Consider the following 18,513-nt stretch of genomic DNA (forward strand, 5'->3'; position numbering starts at 1 on the left):
GACTTCATGAACCAGACACTCAGAGGCAATCTCGTTCCCGACGCAGACTGGTGGCGCGGCGCGGTGATCTATCAGATCTACCCGCGTTCCTATCAGGACTCGAATGGCGATGGCGTGGGCGATCTCAAGGGCATCACCGGCCGCCTGTCGCATATTGCCGAGCTTGGCGCGGACGCGATCTGGATTTCGCCCTTCTTCAAGTCGCCGATGAAGGATTTCGGCTACGACGTGTCGAACTATATCGACATCGACCCGATCTTCGGGACGATCGCCGATTTCGACGCGATGATCGAAGAAGCCCATCGCCTCAAGCTGCGCGTGATGATCGACCTCGTCATCTCGCACACGTCCGATCAGCATCCGTGGTTCATCGAAAGCTCGGCCAGCAAGGATAATGAAAAGGCCGACTGGTATGTCTGGGTCGATCCCAAGGATGACGGTACGCCGCCGAACAACTGGCTGTCCATCTTCGGCGGCTCCGCCTGGGCCTGGGACCCGGGCCGTTGCCAGTATTATCTGCACAACTTCCTGACCTCGCAGCCCGACCTGAACTTCCACAATCCGGATGTGCAGAACGCGCTGCTCGACGTCGCCCGCTTCTGGCTGGAACGCGGCGTCGACGGCTTCCGCCTCGACACGATCAACTTCTATTTCCACGACAAGGAATTGCGCAGCAATCCGGGCCTGCCGCCCGAGCGCCGCAACGCCAACACCGCGCCGGCCGTCAACCCCTATAACCACCAGGAACATCTCTACGACAAGAACCGTCCGGAGAACCTGGAATTCCTGAAGCGCCTGCGCGCCGTCATGAACGATTATCAGGACATCGCCGCCGTCGGCGAAGTGGGCGACAGCCAGCGCGGTCTCGAGATCGCCGGCGAATACACGTCCGGCGGCGACAAGATGCAGATGTGCTACGCCTTCGAATTCCTGGCACCCGAAAAGCTGAACCCGAAATTCGTGGCAGACGTTCAGCGCGCCTTTGAGACGGCCGCCCCTGAAGGCTGGGCCTGCTGGGCCTTCTCCAACCACGACGTCGTGCGCCACATCACCCGCTGGGGCGACGGCATTTCCGACAAGCATGGTTATGCCAAGATGCTGAACGCCCTGCTGCTGACGCTGCGCGGTTCGGCCTGCATCTACCAGGGCGAGGAACTCGGCCTGCCGGAAGCGGACCTCCAGTTCGAAGACCTGCAGGACCCCTACGGCATCCAGTTCTGGCCGGAATTCAAGGGTCGCGATGGCTGCCGCACGCCGATGGTCTGGGATGGTTCGAACTTCGGTGGCTTCTCGACCGCCAAGCCGTGGCTGCCGGTGCCGCCGGAACATCTGCCGCTGTCGGTCGCGGCCGAAGCGGGCGACGAAGCCTCGGTGATGAAGCAATATGCCCGCTTCCTCGCTTTCCGCAAGGAGCACCCGGCCTTCGCCAAGGGCGAGATCGCCTTCACGCTGGAAGACGGCGCGGTTCTTGGCTTCGAGCGCAAGCTCGGCAACGAAACCATCGTCTGCTACTTCAACATGTCGTCCGGCCCGGAAACGGTGGCAAAACCGGCAGGCACGCTGGAAACACTGACGGGACATGGGTTCGAGGCAAGCGTGACCGGCGAGCAGATCGTGCTTCCGGCCTGGGGCGCATTCTTCGCCCGCGTGCAGTAAAGATAGAGAGGGAGGACAGGGCATGGCAGGTGTGGTTCTGAAGGACATCCGCAAGTCCTACGGCGCAATCGACGTCATCAAGGGCGTCGATCTGGAAATCAAGCAGGGCGAGTTCGTCGTCTTCGTCGGCCCCTCGGGCTGCGGAAAGTCTACATTGCTTCGCATGATCGCCGGGCTTGAGGAGATCACCGGCGGCGAGATGATCATTGATGGTCAGCGCGTCAACGAAGTGCCGCCGGCACGACGCGGCATCGCCATGGTCTTCCAGTCCTATGCGCTCTATCCGCACATGACGGTCTATGACAACATGGCCTTCGGCATGCGGATCGCCAAGGAAAGCAAGGAGGAAATCGACCGCCGCGTCCGCGCCGCCGCCGATATCCTCCAGCTCGGCCCCTATCTGGAGCGCCTGCCCAAGGCGCTTTCCGGCGGCCAGCGCCAGCGCGTCGCCATCGGCCGCGCCATCTGCCGCAACCCCAAGGTCTTCCTTTTCGATGAGCCGCTGTCCAACCTCGACGCGGCGCTCCGCGTCGCCACCCGCATCGAGATCGCCAAGCTCAACGAGCAGATGGCCGACACGACGATGATCTACGTGACCCACGACCAGGTCGAGGCCATGACACTCGCCGACCGCATCGTGGTTCTCTCCGCCGGTCACATCGAACAGGTCGGCCCGCCGCTCGAACTCTATGAGCGCCCCGCCAACCTCTTCGTCGCCCAGTTCATCGGCTCACCGGCCATGAACATCGTGCCGGTCAAGATCGATGAGGCCGGCGACCAGACCCGCGTCTCGCTCCCCGGCGGCAGCACGGTCTCGCTCCCGATTGCGACGGCCGCAAGCGAAAAGGGCAAGTCAGCCAGCTTCGGCGTCCGCCCGGAAGACCTGACACTGACCACCGGCGACAACTATCTCTTCGAAGGCACAGTCGATATCGTCGAAGCGCTCGGCGAAGTCACGCTGCTCTACCTCGAAGACCTGACGGACGGCGAGCCGCTGATTGCCAAGCTGCCGGGCATCGTCGATATCCGGAAGGGTCAGTTGGTCCGTCTGGCCGCGGAAGGCTCGAAGCTGCATCTGTTCGACGCGAACGGGAAGACGTATCGGCGTTGAGGGGGACTCCCCTCACGCAATTCCGAGAAAAATCGCCAGCGACCGGGTCACTCGAAGCATATCCTCGTCTTCGAGGCAGCCAAATTGCTGGCCGAGCTTGTCGCGCTTCACGGTCATGATTTTATCGACCATGACCTGAGATGGCTTGCGCAGCCCGTTTGTCTCGGTCGGCTCCAATGTTGGGCGTATCAGTGGTGCGTCCACCAAGGTACTTGAAATGAGAAGAACCGTAACGGAAGCGCTCTCATCGAAACGGTCGGACTGGACAACGAGAGCGGGGCGGGGCTTGCCTAAGTCACCCGGAACGGCAACCGTAACAAGATCGCCCCGCTTCATGCATCTTCATCCGAAAGGATGGATACAAGCGCTGCATCCATGAAGTCGTTCAGGTCATGATCCGCCCTGTCGGCCTTCGCAACAAGGGCTGACTGACGGCGGCACTCTTCATCAAAGCCAGCGCGCCGTGCATCAGGAACCCAAATCTGCACCGGCCGCAGCCCGGCATCGCGAAGCGCATCCCGGCGCTTTTTGACTCGCTCTCTTGTCGACAGACCCATGACATCACCTTCCATTTGTTACATGTAACATAGGCGTCTCTTCGTCTCAGGTCAAGGCGCTGATCCACTCCCGCTTCAACAGTGACATCACCACCAAATTCGCCCGCGTCCCATCTGGCAACGGATAATGCTCCCGCAGCACACCGTCATGCTGCAGGCCGCAGGACGCATAGACATGCCGCGCCCGTTCATTTGTCTCGAAGGCATCCAGCCAGAACTTCTCCGCTCCATAGGCCTCGAAGGACAGCCGGATCAGCTCGGAGAGGAACCACTTGCCAAGACCCTTACCCGGCGAACGAATAGCGATGCGCTTAAGATAGACAATGCCATTGGCCGTGCCCGCGCCCTGCAGGATAGCGAAGCCAACAGGTCCCGTCTCGTCTTCCAGCATGATATAGCGGGTGTCGGCTATCGCCATCAGCGCCTCGTGCTGCGCGCGCTCCGAGCGGCCGACATAGGCGTCGAAGCCTTCCGTCCGCTCGATGTCCATGATGGCGGGAATATCAGCCTCTGTAGCCGGGCGTATCAGCATGTGGCAGTCTCACGCGAATTCGAACTGCCAAACCTCGCGCAAAAGCCCGTAAAGCGCAATATCGACCGGCTGGCCGGAGATCGACTTTCCACCCGCAGGCAGCCGGCCTTCGAGGACAAAGCCGTTGCGTTCATAGACATGTCGCGCCCGGCTGTTCGTCTCGGCGACCCGCAGCCAGAAGCGTTGCGTAGCGGGCTCCGCGAAGGCAATCGCCTTGGCGTGATCGAGCAGCTGCTGTCCCGCGCCCTTGCCCGGCGTGCGGGCGGCAAGCCTGTTCAGGCGAATGCTGCCTTCGCCGCCAACAAATCCGCGCAGCAGGGCAAAGCCCTCGACGATGCCGCCTTCGTCCAGGACCAGTACCCGGCAGTCGGGATCGGTCAGATGGGCGCGATGCTCATCCTCCGAAAACCAGCCGAAGAACTGTTCGAAACCGGGCGTCCGCTCGATTTCGATGATGGCGGGAATGTCAGCCTCGTTTGCCGCGCGGATCGTCACGGCCGGTCTCAGGCCTTGGCGAGTGCTTCAAGCACCAGCGGCTTCAGCTTCAGGTCCGGCACTTCGGTGAAGGCGAGATCCTCGCGGCCGAAATAGGCCTTGCGGTTGATCGCCGACCAGTCGTTGCAGGCGATTGTGTAGGTCTTCTTGTCGCTCGTCTTGTCCGGCACGGCATAGAGGAAGTCGCCGGTACGGACCGACAGCGGCACATCGCCATCCTGGTTGCAGCGCTTCAGGATTTCGGCAAGCGTTGCCGCATCGACCTCCGCCTTCATGATCTTGCCTTCAAAGCGGACGGCGGCGTTGTAGTCGAAGCGCGTGACGTCGCCCTTCGGCAGGCCGGTGCCGAACGAGGTGTGGCCGATGAAGCCGATATCCGCACCGACCTTGGCAGCTATTGCCGAGGCGGCAAAGCGGGCGGTTTCCCCGAGCGTCTGCGCCTTGGCGGTCTTTGCGACTACGGCCTTGTCCTCATCCTTGAGGTTGGCGGCGAGAACCTTGGCGATGACAGCCTTCAGATCTTCGGCAGCCGGGCCGTCGCGGTCGATGGCCACACGCGCGATCTTCGCCGCGTCGCCGGGTGCAGCGACGGAAGCGATGGTCAGTAGCGAGCCCCAGGACCCGGTATGCAGATACCGGGTCTTGCCGGCCTCGTGGACGAGCGTCAGGTGGTCATGGCCGCCGATCATCAGCGTGCCATCCGGCAGCATCGGCAGGATGTCGCGGTCCGGCACGACGCCGGCATGGCTCATCACGATGTTGATACCGTCTTTCTTCAACATGGCCGGCAGGTTGGTCTTGGCCCATTCGACCGGCTCCGGGACCACGATCATCTCGCGCGTCGCCTTCGGATAGGTGCCGAGGGCGTTGACGCCCAATGCTGCGATATTGAGCGTGGTGTCGCCGGCCTTCAGCGTCGCGGAGGCTTCCGTGTAAGGCTTGCCAGTGCGCTTGTCCTGGATGTTGCTGAGAACGGTCACGCCGAGGCCTTTGGCGCGCTCGACGAAATGCGCGAGATCGTTATCAAGGTCGGGCTCGTGATTGCCGAGGTTGAAGACGGTGGGGGCAAGCTTGGCAAGCGTGCCGAGGAAAGCCCAGTCGGCCTCGCCGGCGGAGCGCGTTGCAACGACATTGCCGCTTTCGAAAAGGTCGCCGTTGAAGAGGATGACCTGCGGGCGCTTGGCAGCCGACACGCGCGACTGGATCGCCAGCAGCAGCTGCGCCATCCGCTCATAGGCCGAATGCAGATCCGACAGGATGATGAAATCGACGCCCTGTTCGGCTGCCGCAACCGGCAGGCTTACGAACGGGAGGAGGGCGGTCGAGGAAATCATTCCCAGAACAACGCGACGGTTCAGCAACATGATAGGCAATTCCTTTTTGGGCAGTTCCCAGAAAACGTGATGGAGTTTTCATCAGGAATTGCGTCAGAACAAGAGGCTGGATGCCCTTGCCTAACAATGCCATGCTACATGAATGTGACGCGGGAAAAGAACCGGGGCGGCAGACGCGGCCCCGGTTGACAAAGGTCAGTTGAAGACGACACTCGCGCCCTGATCGGCCGCACCCACCATGGCGCGGAAGGGCGCGAAGAGCTCGCGACCCATGCCGTATTCATTGGCGGAGAGATCGGCCGTCGCCGCCGGACGGGCATCGAATTCCGCCGCATCCACCAGAACTTCGACCGTGCCGTTGACAGCATCAAGCCGGATCATGTCGCCGTCGCGCACCTTGGCGATCGCCCCGCCGCTGACGGCTTCCGGCGTCATGTGGATGGCGGCGGGCACCTTGCCCGATGCGCCCGACATGCGGCCGTCGGTGACCAGCGCCACCTTGAAGCCGCGATCCTGCAGAACGCCGAGCGGCGGCGTCAGCTTGTGCAGTTCGGGCATGCCGTTGGCCTTCGGGCCCTGGAAGCGGACGACGGCGACGAAATCGCGCTCCAGCTTGCCATCCTTGAAGGCCTGTTGCAGCTCGGCTTGATCGTTGAAGACGATGGCTGGCGCTTCGATGACATGACGCTCCGGCTTGACGGCGGAGATCTTGATCACCGCCTTGCCGAGATTGCCGGTGAGCATCTTCAGCCCGCCATTCGCCTGGAACGGCTTGTCGATCGTCGCGAGGACTTTCGGGTCGTGGCTGACATCCGGGGCCTTTTCGCGGATGACGTTCCCGTCCTCGCCGAGGCGCGGTTCGATCGTGTAGGCCTCAAGGCCCTGGCCGAAGACGGTGCGCACGTCGTCGTGCAGCATGCCCTCTTTCAGCAGTTCCTTGATCAGGAAACCCATGCCGCCGGCGGCGTGGAAATGGTTCACGTCTGCCAGACCGTTCGGATAGACGCGGGCGAGCAGCGGCACGACGTCGGAGAGGTCGGATATGTCTTCCCAGGTCAGCTGGATGCCCGCCGCCTTGGCAATCGCCAGAAGATGCAGCGTGTGGTTGGTCGAGCCGCCCGTGGCATGCAGACCGACAACGCCGTTGACGATGGAGCGCTCGTCGATCATCTCGCCGGCGGGGGTGAATTCATTGCCCTGTGCGGTGATCGCCAGCGCGCGCTTCGCTGCTTCCTTCGTCAGGGCATCGCGCAGAGGCGTACCCGGATTGATGAAGGAGGCGCCGGGCATGTGGAAGCCCATGATTTCCATCAGCATCTGGTTGGAATTGGCCGTGCCGTAGAAGGTGCAGGTGCCGGGGCCGTGATAGGACTTGGATTCCGCCTCCAGCAGTTCCTCGCGGCCGACCTTGCCTTCTGCATAAAGCTGGCGCACGCGCGATTTCTCGTCATTCGGCAGGCCCGAGGTCATGGGGCCGGCGGGGACAAAGATCGCCGGCAGGTGTCCGAAGGTCAGCGCCGCCATGGCAAGGCCAGGCACGATCTTGTCGCAGACGCCGAGATAGACGACCGCGTCGAACATGTTGTGCGACAGGCCGACGCCTGCGGCCATCGCGATCAGGTCGCGCGAAAACAGCGACAGCTCCATGCCAGGCTGGCCCTGTGTCACGCCATCGCACATGGCCGGCACGCCGCCTGCCACCTGCGCCACGCCGCCGGCTTCGCGCGCCGCTTCGCGGATCAGCGCCGGATAAGTCTCGAAGGGCTGATGGGCAGAGAGCATGTCGTTATAGGCGGTGATGATCCCGAGGTTCGGCACGACGTCACCCGCCAGCGCTGCCTTCTCCGAGGGGGAACAGACCGCAAAGCCGTGCGCGAGATTGGCGCAGCCGAGAACCGAGCGATGCACGCCCTTTTGCGCCGCAGCCGTGATGCGCTCCAGATAGAGCCCGCGCGTCGGCTTCGAGCGCTCGACGATGCGTTGCGTGATGGCGGAAATCTTGCTGTTCGCAGACATCTTTGTGTTAGCAGACATGGGCGTCCTGCCTTTCGTCCTTACGGGTTGATGGGCTCTCTCTGTTGAGGTCAGGGTGCCCAGTAAATCTCGACCGGGGAGGTCGCCCGGTTCAGCACGGCGCGGATCGGCATCTCGGCCTCGTCCGTGCCGCTCAATGCCTTTTCCAGAACGGAGGCTTTTTCGGCGCCCTCGATATGCAGGGCCAGAAGGCGCGCATCCTGAAGCGCGGAGAAGGAGAAGGTCAGGCGCGGCTCGCCGGCACCATCCGCTTCCATGGTCAGGATGCCGCGCGGACGATTGGCGTCCAGCGCCTCGGTCAGATGATTGCCGCCGGGAAAGAACGAGGCTGTGTGCCCGTCATTGCCCATGCCGAGGATTGCGACATCGAACGGATTGGAGATGGCGGCCGTTTCGCGCGTCGCATCCGCTGCCGCTGCCTCGGCCGTTTCGGCCGGATGGTAGAGCGGAACAAACGTCGCGGCCGCCGTCTTTCCGATCAGCAGGAACTCGTTCGCCAGCTTGTGGTTGGAACGCGGATTATCGGCGGGCACGAAACGCTCGTCGACCAGCGTGATCGTCACCTTGTCCCAGGCAATATCCTTGCCTGAGAGAACCTTGAAGAAAGCCTTGGGCGTCGAGCCGCCGGACACGGCGATGCTCGCCGCGCCGCGCGCCGCAATCGCGTCGGAGAGGGCGGTGGCGACACGCGCCGCCAGCCCTTCCGCCAAAGCCGCTCCGTTTTCGAAATCCTTGCGGCTGAACGCCATCGCTTATTCTCCCTCGTGCCAGGTGCGGCCGTCGCGCTCGATCAGCGCGATCGCCTGGCTCGGACCCCAGGTGCCGGCCGTGTAGCTCTGGCATTTCTGCCCGGTCTCGTCCCAGGCCTTCAGGATCGGATCGACCCAACGCCATGCCGCCTCGACTTCGTCGCGGCGCATGAACAGCGTCTGGTTGTTGCGGATGACGTCGAGCAGCAGGCGTTCATAGGCATCCGGATTGCGCACTTCGAAGGCCTGCGCGAAGGTCATGTCGAGCGGAACGTGGCGCAGGCGCATGCCGCCCGGACCCGGATCCTTGATCATCAGCCACTGCTTGACGCCTTCGTCCGGCTGCAGGCGGATGACGAGCTGGTTGGCGGAAATGCGCCCCGCAGCCTCATCGAAGATCGAGTGCGGAACCGGCTTGAAGGTGATGACGATTTCCGACATGCGGGTGACGAGACGCTTGCCCGTGCGCAGATAGAAGGGAACGCCCGCCCAGCGCCAGTTGCCGATCTCGGCCTTGAGCGCCACGAAGGTTTCGGTATCGGATACGCCACCTTCCAGCTCTTCGAGATAGCCCTTCACAGGGCCGTTTGCCGACGCGCCGGCCTTGTATTGGCCGCGCACGGTCGTCTTCTCGACATTGGCCGCGGTGATCGGCTTCAGCGAGCGCAGAACCTTCAGCTTCTCGTCGCGCACCGCTTCCGGATCCATGGACGACGGAGGCTCCATGGCAACAAGGCAGAGAAGCTGGAGCATATGGTTCTGCACCATGTCGCGCAGCGCACCGGCCTTGTCGTAGTAGCCGGCGCGGCTTTCAAGGCCGACGGATTCGGCCACCGTCAGCTGTACATGGTCGATATGCTCGGCATTCCACAGCGGCTCATAAAGCGCGTTGGCAAAGCGCAGCGCCATCAGGTTCTGCACGGTTTCCTTGCCGAGATAGTGGTCGATACGGAATATCTGCTCTTCCTTGAACACCTTGCCGATCGTGTCGTTGAGCTGCAGCGCCGACTCAAGATCGCGCCCGATCGGCTTTTCAACGACGATACGCGTCTGCTTGGTAATCAGCTTGTGGTCGCGGATCTTTTCCGAGAAGTCGCCGAACAGGGCAGGGCCGACGGCCAGATAGAAGGCGCGGACGCGCTCCTTGGCTTCGTCCAGCAGCGCCTTCAGCTTGTCCCAGCCCTTGTCGGCCTTGGCATCGACGGCGACGTAGAACAAACGGGCGCAGAATTTTTCCAGGCCTTCCTTGTCGAGTTCGCTGGGCTTCAGATGTTCCTTCAGCGCATCGGTCGCAAATTTCCGATACTCGTCATGCGTCATTTCTGTTCGCGAAGCGCCGATAATGCGGGTCGGTTCGGAAAACTGCCCGGCCATCTGACGGTGATAAAGGGCGGGGAGAAGCTTGCGCTCTGCAAGGTCGCCGGTGCCGCCGAAGACGACATAATCGAACGGCTCAACGGGAATGATCTGGCTGCTCATGAAGCTTTATCCTTGGGAGATTGATCGAGGCACATATAATCTAATCGATTTAAGTGCGCTAGGGTGCGACGCGAAAAAAAGCGGTCCCGTTGGGAGAATAGCGTCTCTTTCCAGGCGGCGATACGCAAAAAAATCTTCAGGCCGTTTCTCGTCGAGTGCGTTGCTATGGCGACAGTGTGCACGTATAAATGGCATTCGCCGAGCCTGGGGGATGGGGTGCATGTCGAGCAATATTTATAGAACCGAGCCTGAATTGCGGCTGGATCAGCGGTTCCTTGCGGCCACCGTGGGTGCCGTCGCGGTGTTTCTGCCGGTCGTTCTATGGGTAGGGTGCCTGATCAATCCGCCTCTGCGGCAGTCCATCAGTCATTGCTATTATATGCCATTTTTCGGCGATGTTCTTGTCGGCTCCCTGATTTTCATCGGCACGTTTCTGATTGCCTATCGCGGCCTGCTGCCCCGCGAGCGCTGCATCTCCAACGTGGCGGGTTTGGCGGCCTACGGGGTTGCGCTTTTCCCAACATCGGGACCTGGCATTGCTGAGGGCGCTGTTTTTGCCCGGACCTTGGCGAATGTCACGGTCGCCGCGAATGGCGACAAGATCGAGGCGCGTTCGTTGGGTTATTTTCAGCTTTTCCCCGGAGTCGACTACCTGCATTTCGGTTCGGCGACCGTTCTCTTTGGCTTTTTGGCCTATTGCGCCTTGTGCGTGTTCACGCGCCGCAGCGCGCAGAACCCGCATGACGCCGGCGGCCGGCCGAAAAAGATGCGAAACGGCATCTATCTCGTGTGCGGCGTCGTCATTCTTCTGTCCATGGCGGCCCTTTTCGCAAAGCGCTTGTTCGGTCTCGACGCCGAATGGAACAAGCATAGCCTGACATTCGTCTTCGAGACGACCGCGCTCTGGGCGTTTGGCGCATCCTGGCTCGTGAAGGGCCGCTTCTTCATGAAGGCGACCTTCCTGATGGACGGCGCGGAACTGAACGAGCGAAGCCACAGATAATAGTCGGGCGCAGACCAACCTTGCCGCTCGTGGTACGCGCTTTGGGATGCCGGTCGCGACGCTCGCCTTGCGCAATGGCGAGCGCAGGACCTCTTGTCGGACTTGCGCCGCCTAAACGTTCAGCAGCAGAAATTCCCGCTCCCACGGGCTGATCACCTGCATGAAGGTCTCGAACTCGCCGCGCTTCACCCCTGCAAAAATATGGATGAATTCGGACGTGAAGACATCGTGTAGCGAAGGTTCGCTTTCGAGCAGCGAAACGGCTTCCAGGAGGCCGCGGGGCAGTTCGATCGCGCCTTCGTTGGCTGTTTCGGCAGTGGGCTCCGTGGGGGAGAGCTTCTGCATCATGCCGAGATAGCCGCAGGCGAGCGAGGCCGCAAGCGCCAGATAGGGATTGGCATCAGAGCCGGGAAGGCGGTTTTCCACGCGCCGCGCGGCAGGTTCCGAGACCGGCACGCGGAAGGCCGTCGTGCGGTTGTCATAGCCCCAGGCCGTGTTGAGCGGTGCGGCCATATCGGGTGTTAGACGCCGATAGGAGTTCACGTAAGGGGCCATCATCACCATGGCGCGCGGAATATAGCGCTGCATGCCGCCGATGAAGTGGAAGAAGGCCTCGGATGCCTCGCCATCGGGCTTGGAGAAGATGTTCTTCCCCGTCTTCAGGTCCACGACCGACTGATGAATATGCATGGCCGAACCCGCCTGACCCTGCATGGGCTTTGCCATGAAGGTGGCATAGATGCCGTGGTTCAGGGCAGCTTCGCGAATGGTGCGCTTGAACAGGAAAACCTGGTCGGCCAGTTCCACCGGATCGCCGTGACGCAGGTTGATTTCCAGCTGTGCCGGACCCTCTTCATGAATCAGCGTATCGATCTCGAGGCCCTGCTTCTCCGAATAGTGGTAAATATCGTCCACCAGCTCGTCGAACTCGTTGACCCCGGCGATCGAATAGGCCTGACCGCCAACGATCGAACGGCCCGAACGGCCCGACGGTGGATGCAGCGGGTAATCCGGGTCGGCATTCTTGGCGACGAGATAGAATTCGATTTCGGGCGCGACGACCGGCCGCCAGCCCTGCGCGGCATAAAGCTCGACAATATGCTTCAGCAGGTTACGCGGCGTGTAGGTCACCTTGTCGCCGGAGGAGCCGGCGATATCGCAGATCACCTGCGCTGTCGGATCGGTCTCCCACGGCACGACGGTCAGCGTCGAAAGGTCCGGCACCAGCTTGATGTCGCTATCGCGGGAATCGTAACGGAAGTTTTCCGTCTCGTCCGGATATTCGCCGGAGATCGTGTGCCGGTAGAGTGCGGAGGGCAGCGCCAGCGAGGTGTTGGAGGTGAATTTCGAGCTCGGCATCATCTTGCCGCGCGGCACGCCGGCAAGGTCGGGCGTGATGCATTCCACATCTTCGATACCGCGGGCGCGAAGCCAGGCGGCGGCTTCCGCCCAGCTCTTCACGCCGCGAGGTGACTCGATCGCGGCCTTGACAGCCTGTGAGGATGCGTTGGACGAGGTTGCGCGGGGGGACTTCTTCTTGTCGGCCATTGTACACCGGTTTGCTTTTACAATATCGCCATATTAAACACTCCGCGCAGTTTGGCGAGGGGGCAGAAGAAGTTTGATCAAAGTTTCGGATGTCATCGTCATCGGCGCAGGCGCCGCCGGCATGATGGCGGCCATTGCCGCCGGAAGACGCGCGAGACGGGTCACGGTGCTCGACCATGCAAGGATGCCGGGCGAGAAGATCCGCATCTCCGGCGGCGGCCGTTGCAACTTTACCAATCTCGATGCCGGCCCGAAAAACTATTATTCGGCCAATCCGCATTTCTGCAAATCGGCGCTCGCCCGCTATACGCCGCAGGATTTTCTGAAGCTGGTCGAGGCCCATCGCATCGCCTGGCATGAAAAGACGCTGGGGCAGGTGTTCTGCGACGGCTCGGCAAAGGAGATCGTCGCGATGCTGCTCGCCGAAATGGGCGCAGCCGGCGCCGAACTGAAAACCGGCGTTGAAATCCTCGGCGTGGAAAAGCTGGCAGAGCAATATCGCGTCGAGACGCCGGACGGTGTCTTCGCCGCGCCGGCCCTGATTGTGGCAACCGGCGGGAAGTCGATCCCGAAAATGGGCGCGACCGGCCTTGCCTACAAGATTGCCGAACAATTCGGTCTGAGCGTCACCGAGACACGCCCGGCGCTTGTGCCCTTCACGCTGGAGCCAGGTCTGCTATCGGACCTTTCGGAACTGGCGGGCCTGTCGTGCGAAGCGGAAATCCGCTGCGGCAAGACTGTGTTCCGCGAGGCGATGCTCTTCACACATCGCGGCCTTTCCGGCCCTTCGGTGCTGCAAATCTCGGCCGTCTGGCGCGAGGGCGATGCCATTCGCATCCGCATGGAGCCGGACGTCGATGTCTTGGCTGCGCTCAAGTCCGCGCGCGCCGCCAATGGCAAGCAGTCGCTTTCAACGGCGCTGGCGTCCATTCTGCCGGCGCGGCTTTCAAAATACATTGCCGACAAGCAGGGTGCACCCGGGCATCTGGCCGATCAGTCCGACAAGGTTCTGTCCCGGGTTGCCGAGGCGGTGGTGAACTGGACGATCAAACCGGCCGGCACTGAGGGCTACCGGACGGCGGAAGTGACGCTCGGCGGCATCGATACACGCGAGCTCGACTCCAAGACCATGGAAGCAAAACACGCTCCAGGCCTCTATTTTATCGGCGAATGCGTGGACGTGACGGGCTGGCTCGGCGGCTATAATTTCCAATGGGCCTGGGCCTCCGGCCATGCCGCCGGCAGCGCCGTGTGATTTCTGCGCCGTTGTCGTAAAATCGTTAAGATTGGCGAAACCAAAGTCCTATTTCCCCTTGACTGCCCGGGCCAAGTAACGCCTTCTTAACACAGCAGGACGATGCTTCGTTTATGCGGCCGCTTATATGCAAATCCTGCATTGTCGCGCGGCGCGGAAGGGGAAACGATATGGCTGGTCGGAAAGCAAGAGTTATCGCCAAGGCGCAAGCGGTCAACCGCGAACAGGAACTCCAGCGCATCTGGAAGTTCACCGTTGCCTCCGCACTCACATTGGCTGTTGTCGCGGCCGTGCTGATCGCTGCCTGAGCAGCCGACGCTTCCGATCCTGTGCCCGGCTGACATGGTCTGACGGCTCATGGCCCATCGTTGTTGCGGAATTCTTTCTGGTTCCGGCAACCCGGAAAAGGGCGGGCTTTCGCCCACCCTGTCGTTATTTTCAATCTTCCTCGCCCATGACCTTCCAGATCAGCGCGCCGATGATCGCGCCGGCGATCGGCGCGACCCAGAAGAGCCATAGCTGCTCGATGGCCCAGCCGCCCGCAAATAACGCCTGACTGGTGGAGCGCGCCGGGTTTACGGATGTGTTGGTGACGGGGATCGAGATGAGGTGGATCAGCGTCAGACCAAGGCCGATGGCAATCGGGGCAAAGCCCGCCGGTGCGCGCCCATGAGTCGAACCGAGAATGATGATCAGGAAAAAGGCGGTCAGAACGACCTCGATCACCAGGCCGGCAAGCATCGAATAGCCGCCCGGCGAATGTTCGCCATAGCCGTTTGCAGCAAAGCCGCCGATCTGGAAGCCCGCTTTGCCTGTCGCCACGATATAGAGCACAGCCGCAGCAACGATAGCGCCGATGACCTGCGCGACGATGTAGGGAACGAGCTGCGAGGCGGGTAGCCGACCTGCGACCGTCAGGCCGACAGAGACCGCAGGGTTGAAGTGTCCGCCGGAAATGCCGCCGACCGTATAGGCCATTGTCAGAACGGTCAGGCCGAAGGCGAGGGAAACGCCCATAAAGCCGATACCGAGTTGTGGAAAGCCCGCTGCCAGAACCGCGCTGCCGCAGCCGCCGAAAACCAGCCAGAATGTACCGAATGCTTCCGCGAGAAGCTTGTTTTTCACGTCTTTTGCCTCCTTGCCCCATGACACGAAAAAGTGCCGAATGTCGATAAAACACAGCGAAAGCAGGCAGGCCGTCAAGATGTACGCCTAAGTTGTGTGTCTTAAGGTTGATGAGAATGGTAAAGCGCCCGGAAGCAGGGAGCTTCCGGGCGCCGGGAGGTCATTTCAAGTCAGGCCCTATTAACGGCCCTGCGTCACGATGACCGGGATGAGGAGATCGCCCCAGTTTCCTTCACCGCCATGATGGCGGGCGGAGCGGACGAGTTCGACCGAAACGCCGGCATCGACGGCCTTCATGACGGACTGGTTCAGGCGATGCAGGTCGTTGGCAACCATGCGGATCATGGCCTGCTGATCGGCAGTCATGGCCGAGGACTGTTCTTCTGCACGTTCCTTGACGCGGGTAGCTGGGGCATTCATGGCATTTCTCCTCTTTTATGCAGGGGTTTGTGAAAGGAATGTCTGGGTGGTGGCCCTCCCCGGTGAAGGGGAGGGCGGCGGCTTGAGTTGTTATTCGGCGGCCGGGCGGAACTGCTCGGTCTCGGTCGATTCCTTCATGGCGGTCGTCGAGGACTTGCCGCCCGTGATGGCGATGGAGACGGCATCGAAGTAACCGGTGCCGACTTCGCGCTGGTGCTTGGTCGCCGTGTAACCGTTGACCTCTGCCGCGAATTCCGCTTCCTGCAGCTCCGAATAGGCAGCCATCTGGCGGTCCTTGTAGCCACGGGCCAGCTCGTACATGCCGAAGTTCAGCTGGTGGAAGCCGGCCAGCGTGATGAACTGGAACTTGTAGCCCATCGCGCCGAGTTCGTTCTGGAACTTCGCAATCGTTGCATCGTCGAGGTTCTTCTTCCAGTTGAACGACGGCGAGCAGTTGTAAGCGAGCATCTTGCCCGGATGCGCCTTGTGCACGGCTTCGGCAAACTTGCGGGCCTGTTCCAGATCCGGCTTGCCGGTTTCCATCCAGATGAGGTCGCAGTTCGGAGCGTAAGCGATCGCACGGGCGATGCAGGGTTCGATGCCGTTCTTGACCTGGTAGAAGCCTTCCGCCGTCCGGCCGGCATCATAGTCAACGAACGGACGGTCGCGCTCGTCGATGTCCGACGTCAGAAGCTTGGCAGCTTCGGCATCCGTGCGGGCAACGATGAGGGTCGGAACACCCATGACGTCGGCTGCAAGGCGGGCCGCGTTCAGGTTGCGGATATGGGCCGCCGTCGGGATCAGAACCTTGCCGCCGAGATGGCCGCACTTCTTTTCGGAAGCCAGCTGGTCTTCGAAGTGAACGCCCGCAGCGCCTGCCTCGATGAAGGCCTTCATGATTTCGAAGGCGTTCAGCGGGCCACCGAAACCGGCTTCGGCATCGGCAACGATCGGGGCGAACCAGGTGTCGACCGACAGGCCCTTGCCTTCGGAGGTTTCGATCTGGTCGGCGCGCTGCAGCGTGCGGTTGATGCGCTTGGCCAGTTCCGGTGCGGCGTTTGCCGGATAGAGCGACTGGTCCGGATACATCGCGGAAGCCGTGTTGGCGTCAGCGGCAACCTGCCAGCCGGAGAGGTAGATCGCCTTCAGGCCGGCGCGGACCATCTGCATGGCCTGGTTGCCCGACAGTGCGCCGAGTGCGTTGATGTAGCTCTCTTCATGCAGCAGCTTCCACAGGCGGTTTGCGCCCATTTCGGCAAGCGTCTGCTTGATCTGAACCGAGCCACGCAGGCGCTTGACGTCTTCCGCCGTGTAAGGACGCTCGATATTGTCGAAACGGCCCTGCGGTGCCGAGGGAACGAGATTGTAAAAATCGGTCATAACGTGTCTCCGTTCTTTGACTAACCACTCGGCTCGCTCGTCTTGGGTGTTTCGCTTGCCGAAATCTGATGTGACTGTTTTTACACCGCAGCGCAAAAACATCCAGAAAAATGAACGAAAACGGGCGTATAAAGAGGTTAGGATGTCTTGTCTTTGACAAAGGCGTGCTGTAAATTTGTAAAATATGTAAATATGGCAGTTTGTCAAAACTGAACCGGGTTTTGTAAAATCAGTCACAGGGGAGGGCCGAATGGCCGAAAATAAGATCTTTGCAGGCCCGCGCGTGCGCCGCATTCGAAACGCCTTGTCGCTGACCCAGACCGCCATGGCCGAGGCGCTGGAAATCTCGCCGTCCTATCTGAACCTCATCGAGCGCAACCAGCGCCCACTGACCGTCCAGCTGCTGCTCAAGCTGTCATCTGTCTACAAGGTCGATCTGGACGAGCTTCAGGGCGAGGCGGCAGGCAGCGTCAGCCAGCTGCGCGAAATCTTCACCGATCCGCTTCTGGCCGGCGAGCTGCCGGGCGATCAGGAGCTGGTGGAAATGGCCGAAGCCGCCCCCAACGCGACGGCGGCCTTCAACAAGCTCTATCGCGCCTATCGCGAACAGGCGGCAAGGCTCACCGACCTTGCTGATCTTCTGGCGCGTGAGGGCCACGAAACTGCCGTCTCCGCCGCGCGCCTTCCGGCTGACGAGGTGCGCGAACTCTTCGAGCGACGCCCGAACTATTTCGCCCGTTTGGACGAGGCTGCCGAGCGTTTCCATGAGGCGACCAAGCCGGCCGAAGATATCGGTGGCGCGTTGCGGACTTGGCTGAAGACCAATCACGGCATCATCGTGCGGACGCTGCCCGTCCACACCATGCCGGGCCTGCGCCGGCGATATGACCGGCACTCCATGCGCCTCTTCCTCTCGGAACGCCTGTCGCCTTTCGACCAGCTGCGCGAAGTCGCGATGGAGGTGGCGCAGATCGCGCTGAAGGACGACTTGCTGGCCGAACTCGACACACTCGGCCTGTCGTCGCATGAGGCGCGACGCATCGGCCGCTTCGAGCTGGCGCGTTACGCGGCCCATGCGCTGCTCATGCCCTACGGCGCTTTCCACGCCGCCGCCCAGCGCGCGCGCTATGATGTCGATGTACTGCGCTCTCGTTTCGGGGTCTCCTATGAAATGGCCGCCAACCGGTTGACCATGCTGCAGAAGCCGGGTGCCGCGGGCGTACCCTTCTTCATGCTGGAGATCGACAATGCCGGAAACCGTTTTCGCCGCGCCGGCGCACAGGGCTTCCCGCAGGTCCGCTTCGGCGGCCGCTGCCCCAAGCTCAACATCCATTCCGCCTTTGCCCAGCCGGCGCAAATCCTGGTCGACGCCGTGGAAATGCCGGATGGTGCTGAATTCGTGGTGATCTCGCGCACGCTGGAAGGTCCGCAAGGCGCGTTCTCCGAACGGGTGCGCCGCACCGCCCTTCTGCTGGGCTGCGATGTCTCCTTCCGCGATGAAATCGTCTATGGACAGGCCGTCGCCAATATGCCGGGCGGCCCGGTGGCCATCGGCCCCGCCTGCCGCACCTGCGAGCGTCAGGGCTGTCTCGCCCGCGCCGAGCCGCCCGTCACGCGCCCGCTGGGGCTGGATGAGATGGTGACGGGCTTGAGCATTTTTGATTTTCAGTGAGGCTGCCACGCTCATATGGGGTGGATTTCGCCACTGGGATCACAGGAAGAAATGGCCCGGCGCCGTTTGATCAAATTTTCGCGTCAAAGCCAAAAAGCCCCTTGTCGCTCGCAAAAAACCTTTCTAGTCTCCAAAGAAAAACAAAGCCGCCATGCCCGTCCTA

At 61.7% G+C, this 18,513-nt stretch carries 18 protein-coding genes; 6 read left to right on the top strand and 12 right to left on the bottom strand.

From position 1 onward, the window contains the following. Nucleotides 1–6: 6 nt before the first annotated feature. Together bglA and LQK83_RS14520 are read left to right on the top strand one after the other, a co-directional pair. Nucleotides 7–1,656, top strand: coding sequence for a beta-galactosidase BglA (gene bglA, locus LQK83_RS14515; RefSeq protein WP_230838107.1), 1,650 nt, complete (start codon nucleotides 7–9; stop codon nucleotides 1,654–1,656). Nucleotides 1,657–1,678: 22 nt separating this feature from the next. Continuing rightward, the gene (locus tag LQK83_RS14520; protein ID WP_230838108.1) at nucleotides 1,679–2,767 is read left to right on the top strand and encodes an ABC transporter ATP-binding protein; all 1,089 of its coding nucleotides are present in this window, start codon (nucleotides 1,679–1,681) and stop codon (nucleotides 2,765–2,767) included. A 12-nt stretch (nucleotides 2,768–2,779) separates the two neighbouring features. Here the strand turns inward: LQK83_RS14520 and LQK83_RS14525 are convergent, their stop codons facing one another. The 8 genes from LQK83_RS14525 to zwf all read right to left on the bottom strand — a co-directional run bounded on the left by LQK83_RS14525 (nucleotide 2,780) and on the right by zwf (nucleotide 9,947). After that, nucleotides 2,780–3,103, bottom strand: coding sequence for a type II toxin-antitoxin system PemK/MazF family toxin (locus LQK83_RS14525; protein ID WP_230838109.1), 324 nt, complete (start codon nucleotides 3,101–3,103; stop codon nucleotides 2,780–2,782). Further along, nucleotides 3,100–3,324: an antitoxin MazE family protein gene (locus tag LQK83_RS14530; protein WP_230838110.1), complete on the bottom strand. Its 225-nt coding sequence runs from the start codon at nucleotides 3,322–3,324 to the stop codon at nucleotides 3,100–3,102. Before LQK83_RS14530 ends, LQK83_RS14525 begins: the two co-directional genes overlap by 4 nt. A 46-nt stretch (nucleotides 3,325–3,370) precedes the next feature. Next, nucleotides 3,371–3,856, bottom strand: coding sequence for a GNAT family N-acetyltransferase (locus LQK83_RS14535; protein WP_230838111.1), 486 nt, complete (start codon nucleotides 3,854–3,856; stop codon nucleotides 3,371–3,373). 9 nt (nucleotides 3,857–3,865) lie between these two features. Then, nucleotides 3,866–4,351, bottom strand: coding sequence for a GNAT family N-acetyltransferase (locus LQK83_RS14540; RefSeq protein WP_230838112.1), 486 nt, complete (start codon nucleotides 4,349–4,351; stop codon nucleotides 3,866–3,868). A gap of 8 nt (nucleotides 4,352–4,359) precedes the next feature. After that, a complete protein-coding gene (locus LQK83_RS14545; RefSeq protein ID WP_230838113.1) occupies nucleotides 4,360–5,715 on the bottom strand; it encodes a metallophosphoesterase in 1,356 nt (451 codons plus the stop codon). 165 nt (nucleotides 5,716–5,880) lie between these two features. Continuing rightward, nucleotides 5,881–7,701 (bottom strand): phosphogluconate dehydratase, encoded by a 1,821-nt coding sequence (gene edd / locus LQK83_RS14550; RefSeq protein ID WP_230838246.1) that lies wholly within the window; start codon nucleotides 7,699–7,701, stop codon nucleotides 5,881–5,883. 68 nt (nucleotides 7,702–7,769) lie between these two features. After that, nucleotides 7,770–8,468: a 6-phosphogluconolactonase gene (gene pgl, locus LQK83_RS14555; RefSeq protein WP_230838114.1), complete on the bottom strand. Its 699-nt coding sequence runs from the start codon at nucleotides 8,466–8,468 to the stop codon at nucleotides 7,770–7,772. Nucleotides 8,469–8,471: 3 nt separating this feature from the next. Continuing rightward, on the bottom strand, nucleotides 8,472–9,947 hold the full coding sequence (zwf, locus tag LQK83_RS14560) for a glucose-6-phosphate dehydrogenase (protein ID WP_230838115.1): 1,476 nt from the start codon (nucleotides 9,945–9,947) through the stop codon (nucleotides 8,472–8,474). Between zwf and LQK83_RS14565 the strand changes: the two genes are divergently transcribed. Further along, on the top strand, nucleotides 9,931–10,950 hold the full coding sequence (locus tag LQK83_RS14565) for a hypothetical protein (RefSeq protein WP_230838116.1): 1,020 nt from the start codon (nucleotides 9,931–9,933) through the stop codon (nucleotides 10,948–10,950). The genes zwf and LQK83_RS14565 overlap by 17 nt on opposite strands. 111 nt (nucleotides 10,951–11,061) lie before the next feature. Here the strand turns inward: LQK83_RS14565 and LQK83_RS14570 are convergent, their stop codons facing one another. Further along, nucleotides 11,062–12,498, bottom strand: coding sequence for a glutamine synthetase family protein (locus LQK83_RS14570; RefSeq protein ID WP_230838117.1), 1,437 nt, complete (start codon nucleotides 12,496–12,498; stop codon nucleotides 11,062–11,064). A 73-nt stretch (nucleotides 12,499–12,571) separates the two neighbouring features. Here LQK83_RS14570 and LQK83_RS14575 point away from each other — a divergent pair, with 73 nt between their 5' ends. Beyond that, a complete protein-coding gene (locus LQK83_RS14575; RefSeq protein WP_269065599.1) occupies nucleotides 12,572–13,753 on the top strand; it encodes an NAD(P)/FAD-dependent oxidoreductase in 1,182 nt (393 codons plus the stop codon). A 170-nt stretch (nucleotides 13,754–13,923) separates the two neighbouring features. Then, nucleotides 13,924–14,061, top strand: coding sequence for a hypothetical protein (locus tag LQK83_RS14580; RefSeq protein ID WP_230838118.1), 138 nt, complete (start codon nucleotides 13,924–13,926; stop codon nucleotides 14,059–14,061). 130 nt (nucleotides 14,062–14,191) lie between these two features. On the opposite strand, the gene aqpZ is transcribed toward LQK83_RS14580, so the two are convergent. From aqpZ to aceA, 3 genes are all read right to left on the bottom strand, one after another. Then, nucleotides 14,192–14,878 carry an aquaporin Z gene (gene aqpZ, locus LQK83_RS14585; RefSeq protein ID WP_230838119.1) on the bottom strand — a complete coding sequence of 229 codons (687 nt, stop codon included), beginning with the start codon at nucleotides 14,876–14,878 and terminating at the stop codon, nucleotides 14,192–14,194. Nucleotides 14,879–15,058: 180 nt separating this feature from the next. Continuing rightward, complete coding sequence (locus LQK83_RS14590) at nucleotides 15,059–15,298, bottom strand: SMc00767 family acetate metabolism repressor (RefSeq protein ID WP_112628519.1); 240 nt, start codon at nucleotides 15,296–15,298, stop codon at nucleotides 15,059–15,061. A gap of 90 nt (nucleotides 15,299–15,388) precedes the next feature. Beyond that, entirely contained in the window at nucleotides 15,389–16,678 is a 1,290-nt protein-coding gene (aceA, locus tag LQK83_RS14595) for an isocitrate lyase (RefSeq protein ID WP_230838120.1), read from the bottom strand. Between the two features lie 250 nt (nucleotides 16,679–16,928). Between aceA and LQK83_RS14600 the strand changes: the two genes are divergently transcribed. Next, the gene (locus tag LQK83_RS14600; protein WP_230838121.1) at nucleotides 16,929–18,350 is read left to right on the top strand and encodes a helix-turn-helix domain-containing protein; all 1,422 of its coding nucleotides are present in this window, start codon (nucleotides 16,929–16,931) and stop codon (nucleotides 18,348–18,350) included. Nucleotides 18,351–18,513: the final 163 nt, after the last annotated feature.

This window comes from Rhizobium sp. C1, from assembly GCF_021026335.1.
Lineage (GTDB): Bacteria > Pseudomonadota > Alphaproteobacteria > Rhizobiales > Rhizobiaceae > Ensifer_A.

What these genes read in the sequence shown, in the direction of transcription:
- bglA (WP_230838107.1), top strand. Translation starts at nt 7, where the DNA reads ATGAACCAGACACTCAGAGGCAATCTCGTTCCCGACGCAGACTGGTGG.
- LQK83_RS14520 (WP_230838108.1), top strand. Translation starts at nt 1,679, where the DNA reads ATGGCAGGTGTGGTTCTGAAGGACATCCGCAAGTCCTACGGCGCAATC.
- LQK83_RS14525 (WP_230838109.1), bottom strand. Translation starts at nt 3,103, where the DNA reads ATGAAGCGGGGCGATCTTGTTACGGTTGCCGTTCCGGGTGACTTAGGC.
- LQK83_RS14530 (WP_230838110.1), bottom strand. Translation starts at nt 3,324, where the DNA reads ATGGGTCTGTCGACAAGAGAGCGAGTCAAAAAGCGCCGGGATGCGCTT.
- LQK83_RS14535 (WP_230838111.1), bottom strand. Translation starts at nt 3,856, where the DNA reads ATGCTGATACGCCCGGCTACAGAGGCTGATATTCCCGCCATCATGGAC.
- LQK83_RS14545 (WP_230838113.1), bottom strand. Translation starts at nt 5,715, where the DNA reads ATGTTGCTGAACCGTCGCGTTGTTCTGGGAATGATTTCCTCGACCGCC.
- edd (WP_230838246.1), bottom strand. Translation starts at nt 7,701, where the DNA reads ATGTCTGCGAACAGCAAGATTTCCGCCATCACGCAACGCATCGTCGAG.
- pgl (WP_230838114.1), bottom strand. Translation starts at nt 8,468, where the DNA reads ATGGCGTTCAGCCGCAAGGATTTCGAAAACGGAGCGGCTTTGGCGGAA.
- LQK83_RS14565 (WP_230838116.1), top strand. Translation starts at nt 9,931, where the DNA reads ATGATCTGGCTGCTCATGAAGCTTTATCCTTGGGAGATTGATCGAGGC.
- zwf (WP_230838115.1), bottom strand. Translation starts at nt 9,947, where the DNA reads ATGAGCAGCCAGATCATTCCCGTTGAGCCGTTCGATTATGTCGTCTTC.
- LQK83_RS14570 (WP_230838117.1), bottom strand. Translation starts at nt 12,498, where the DNA reads ATGGCCGACAAGAAGAAGTCCCCCCGCGCAACCTCGTCCAACGCATCC.
- LQK83_RS14580 (WP_230838118.1), top strand. Translation starts at nt 13,924, where the DNA reads ATGGCTGGTCGGAAAGCAAGAGTTATCGCCAAGGCGCAAGCGGTCAAC.
- LQK83_RS14590 (WP_112628519.1), bottom strand. Translation starts at nt 15,298, where the DNA reads ATGAATGCCCCAGCTACCCGCGTCAAGGAACGTGCAGAAGAACAGTCC.
- aceA (WP_230838120.1), bottom strand. Translation starts at nt 16,678, where the DNA reads ATGACCGATTTTTACAATCTCGTTCCCTCGGCACCGCAGGGCCGTTTC.
- LQK83_RS14600 (WP_230838121.1), top strand. Translation starts at nt 16,929, where the DNA reads ATGGCCGAAAATAAGATCTTTGCAGGCCCGCGCGTGCGCCGCATTCGA.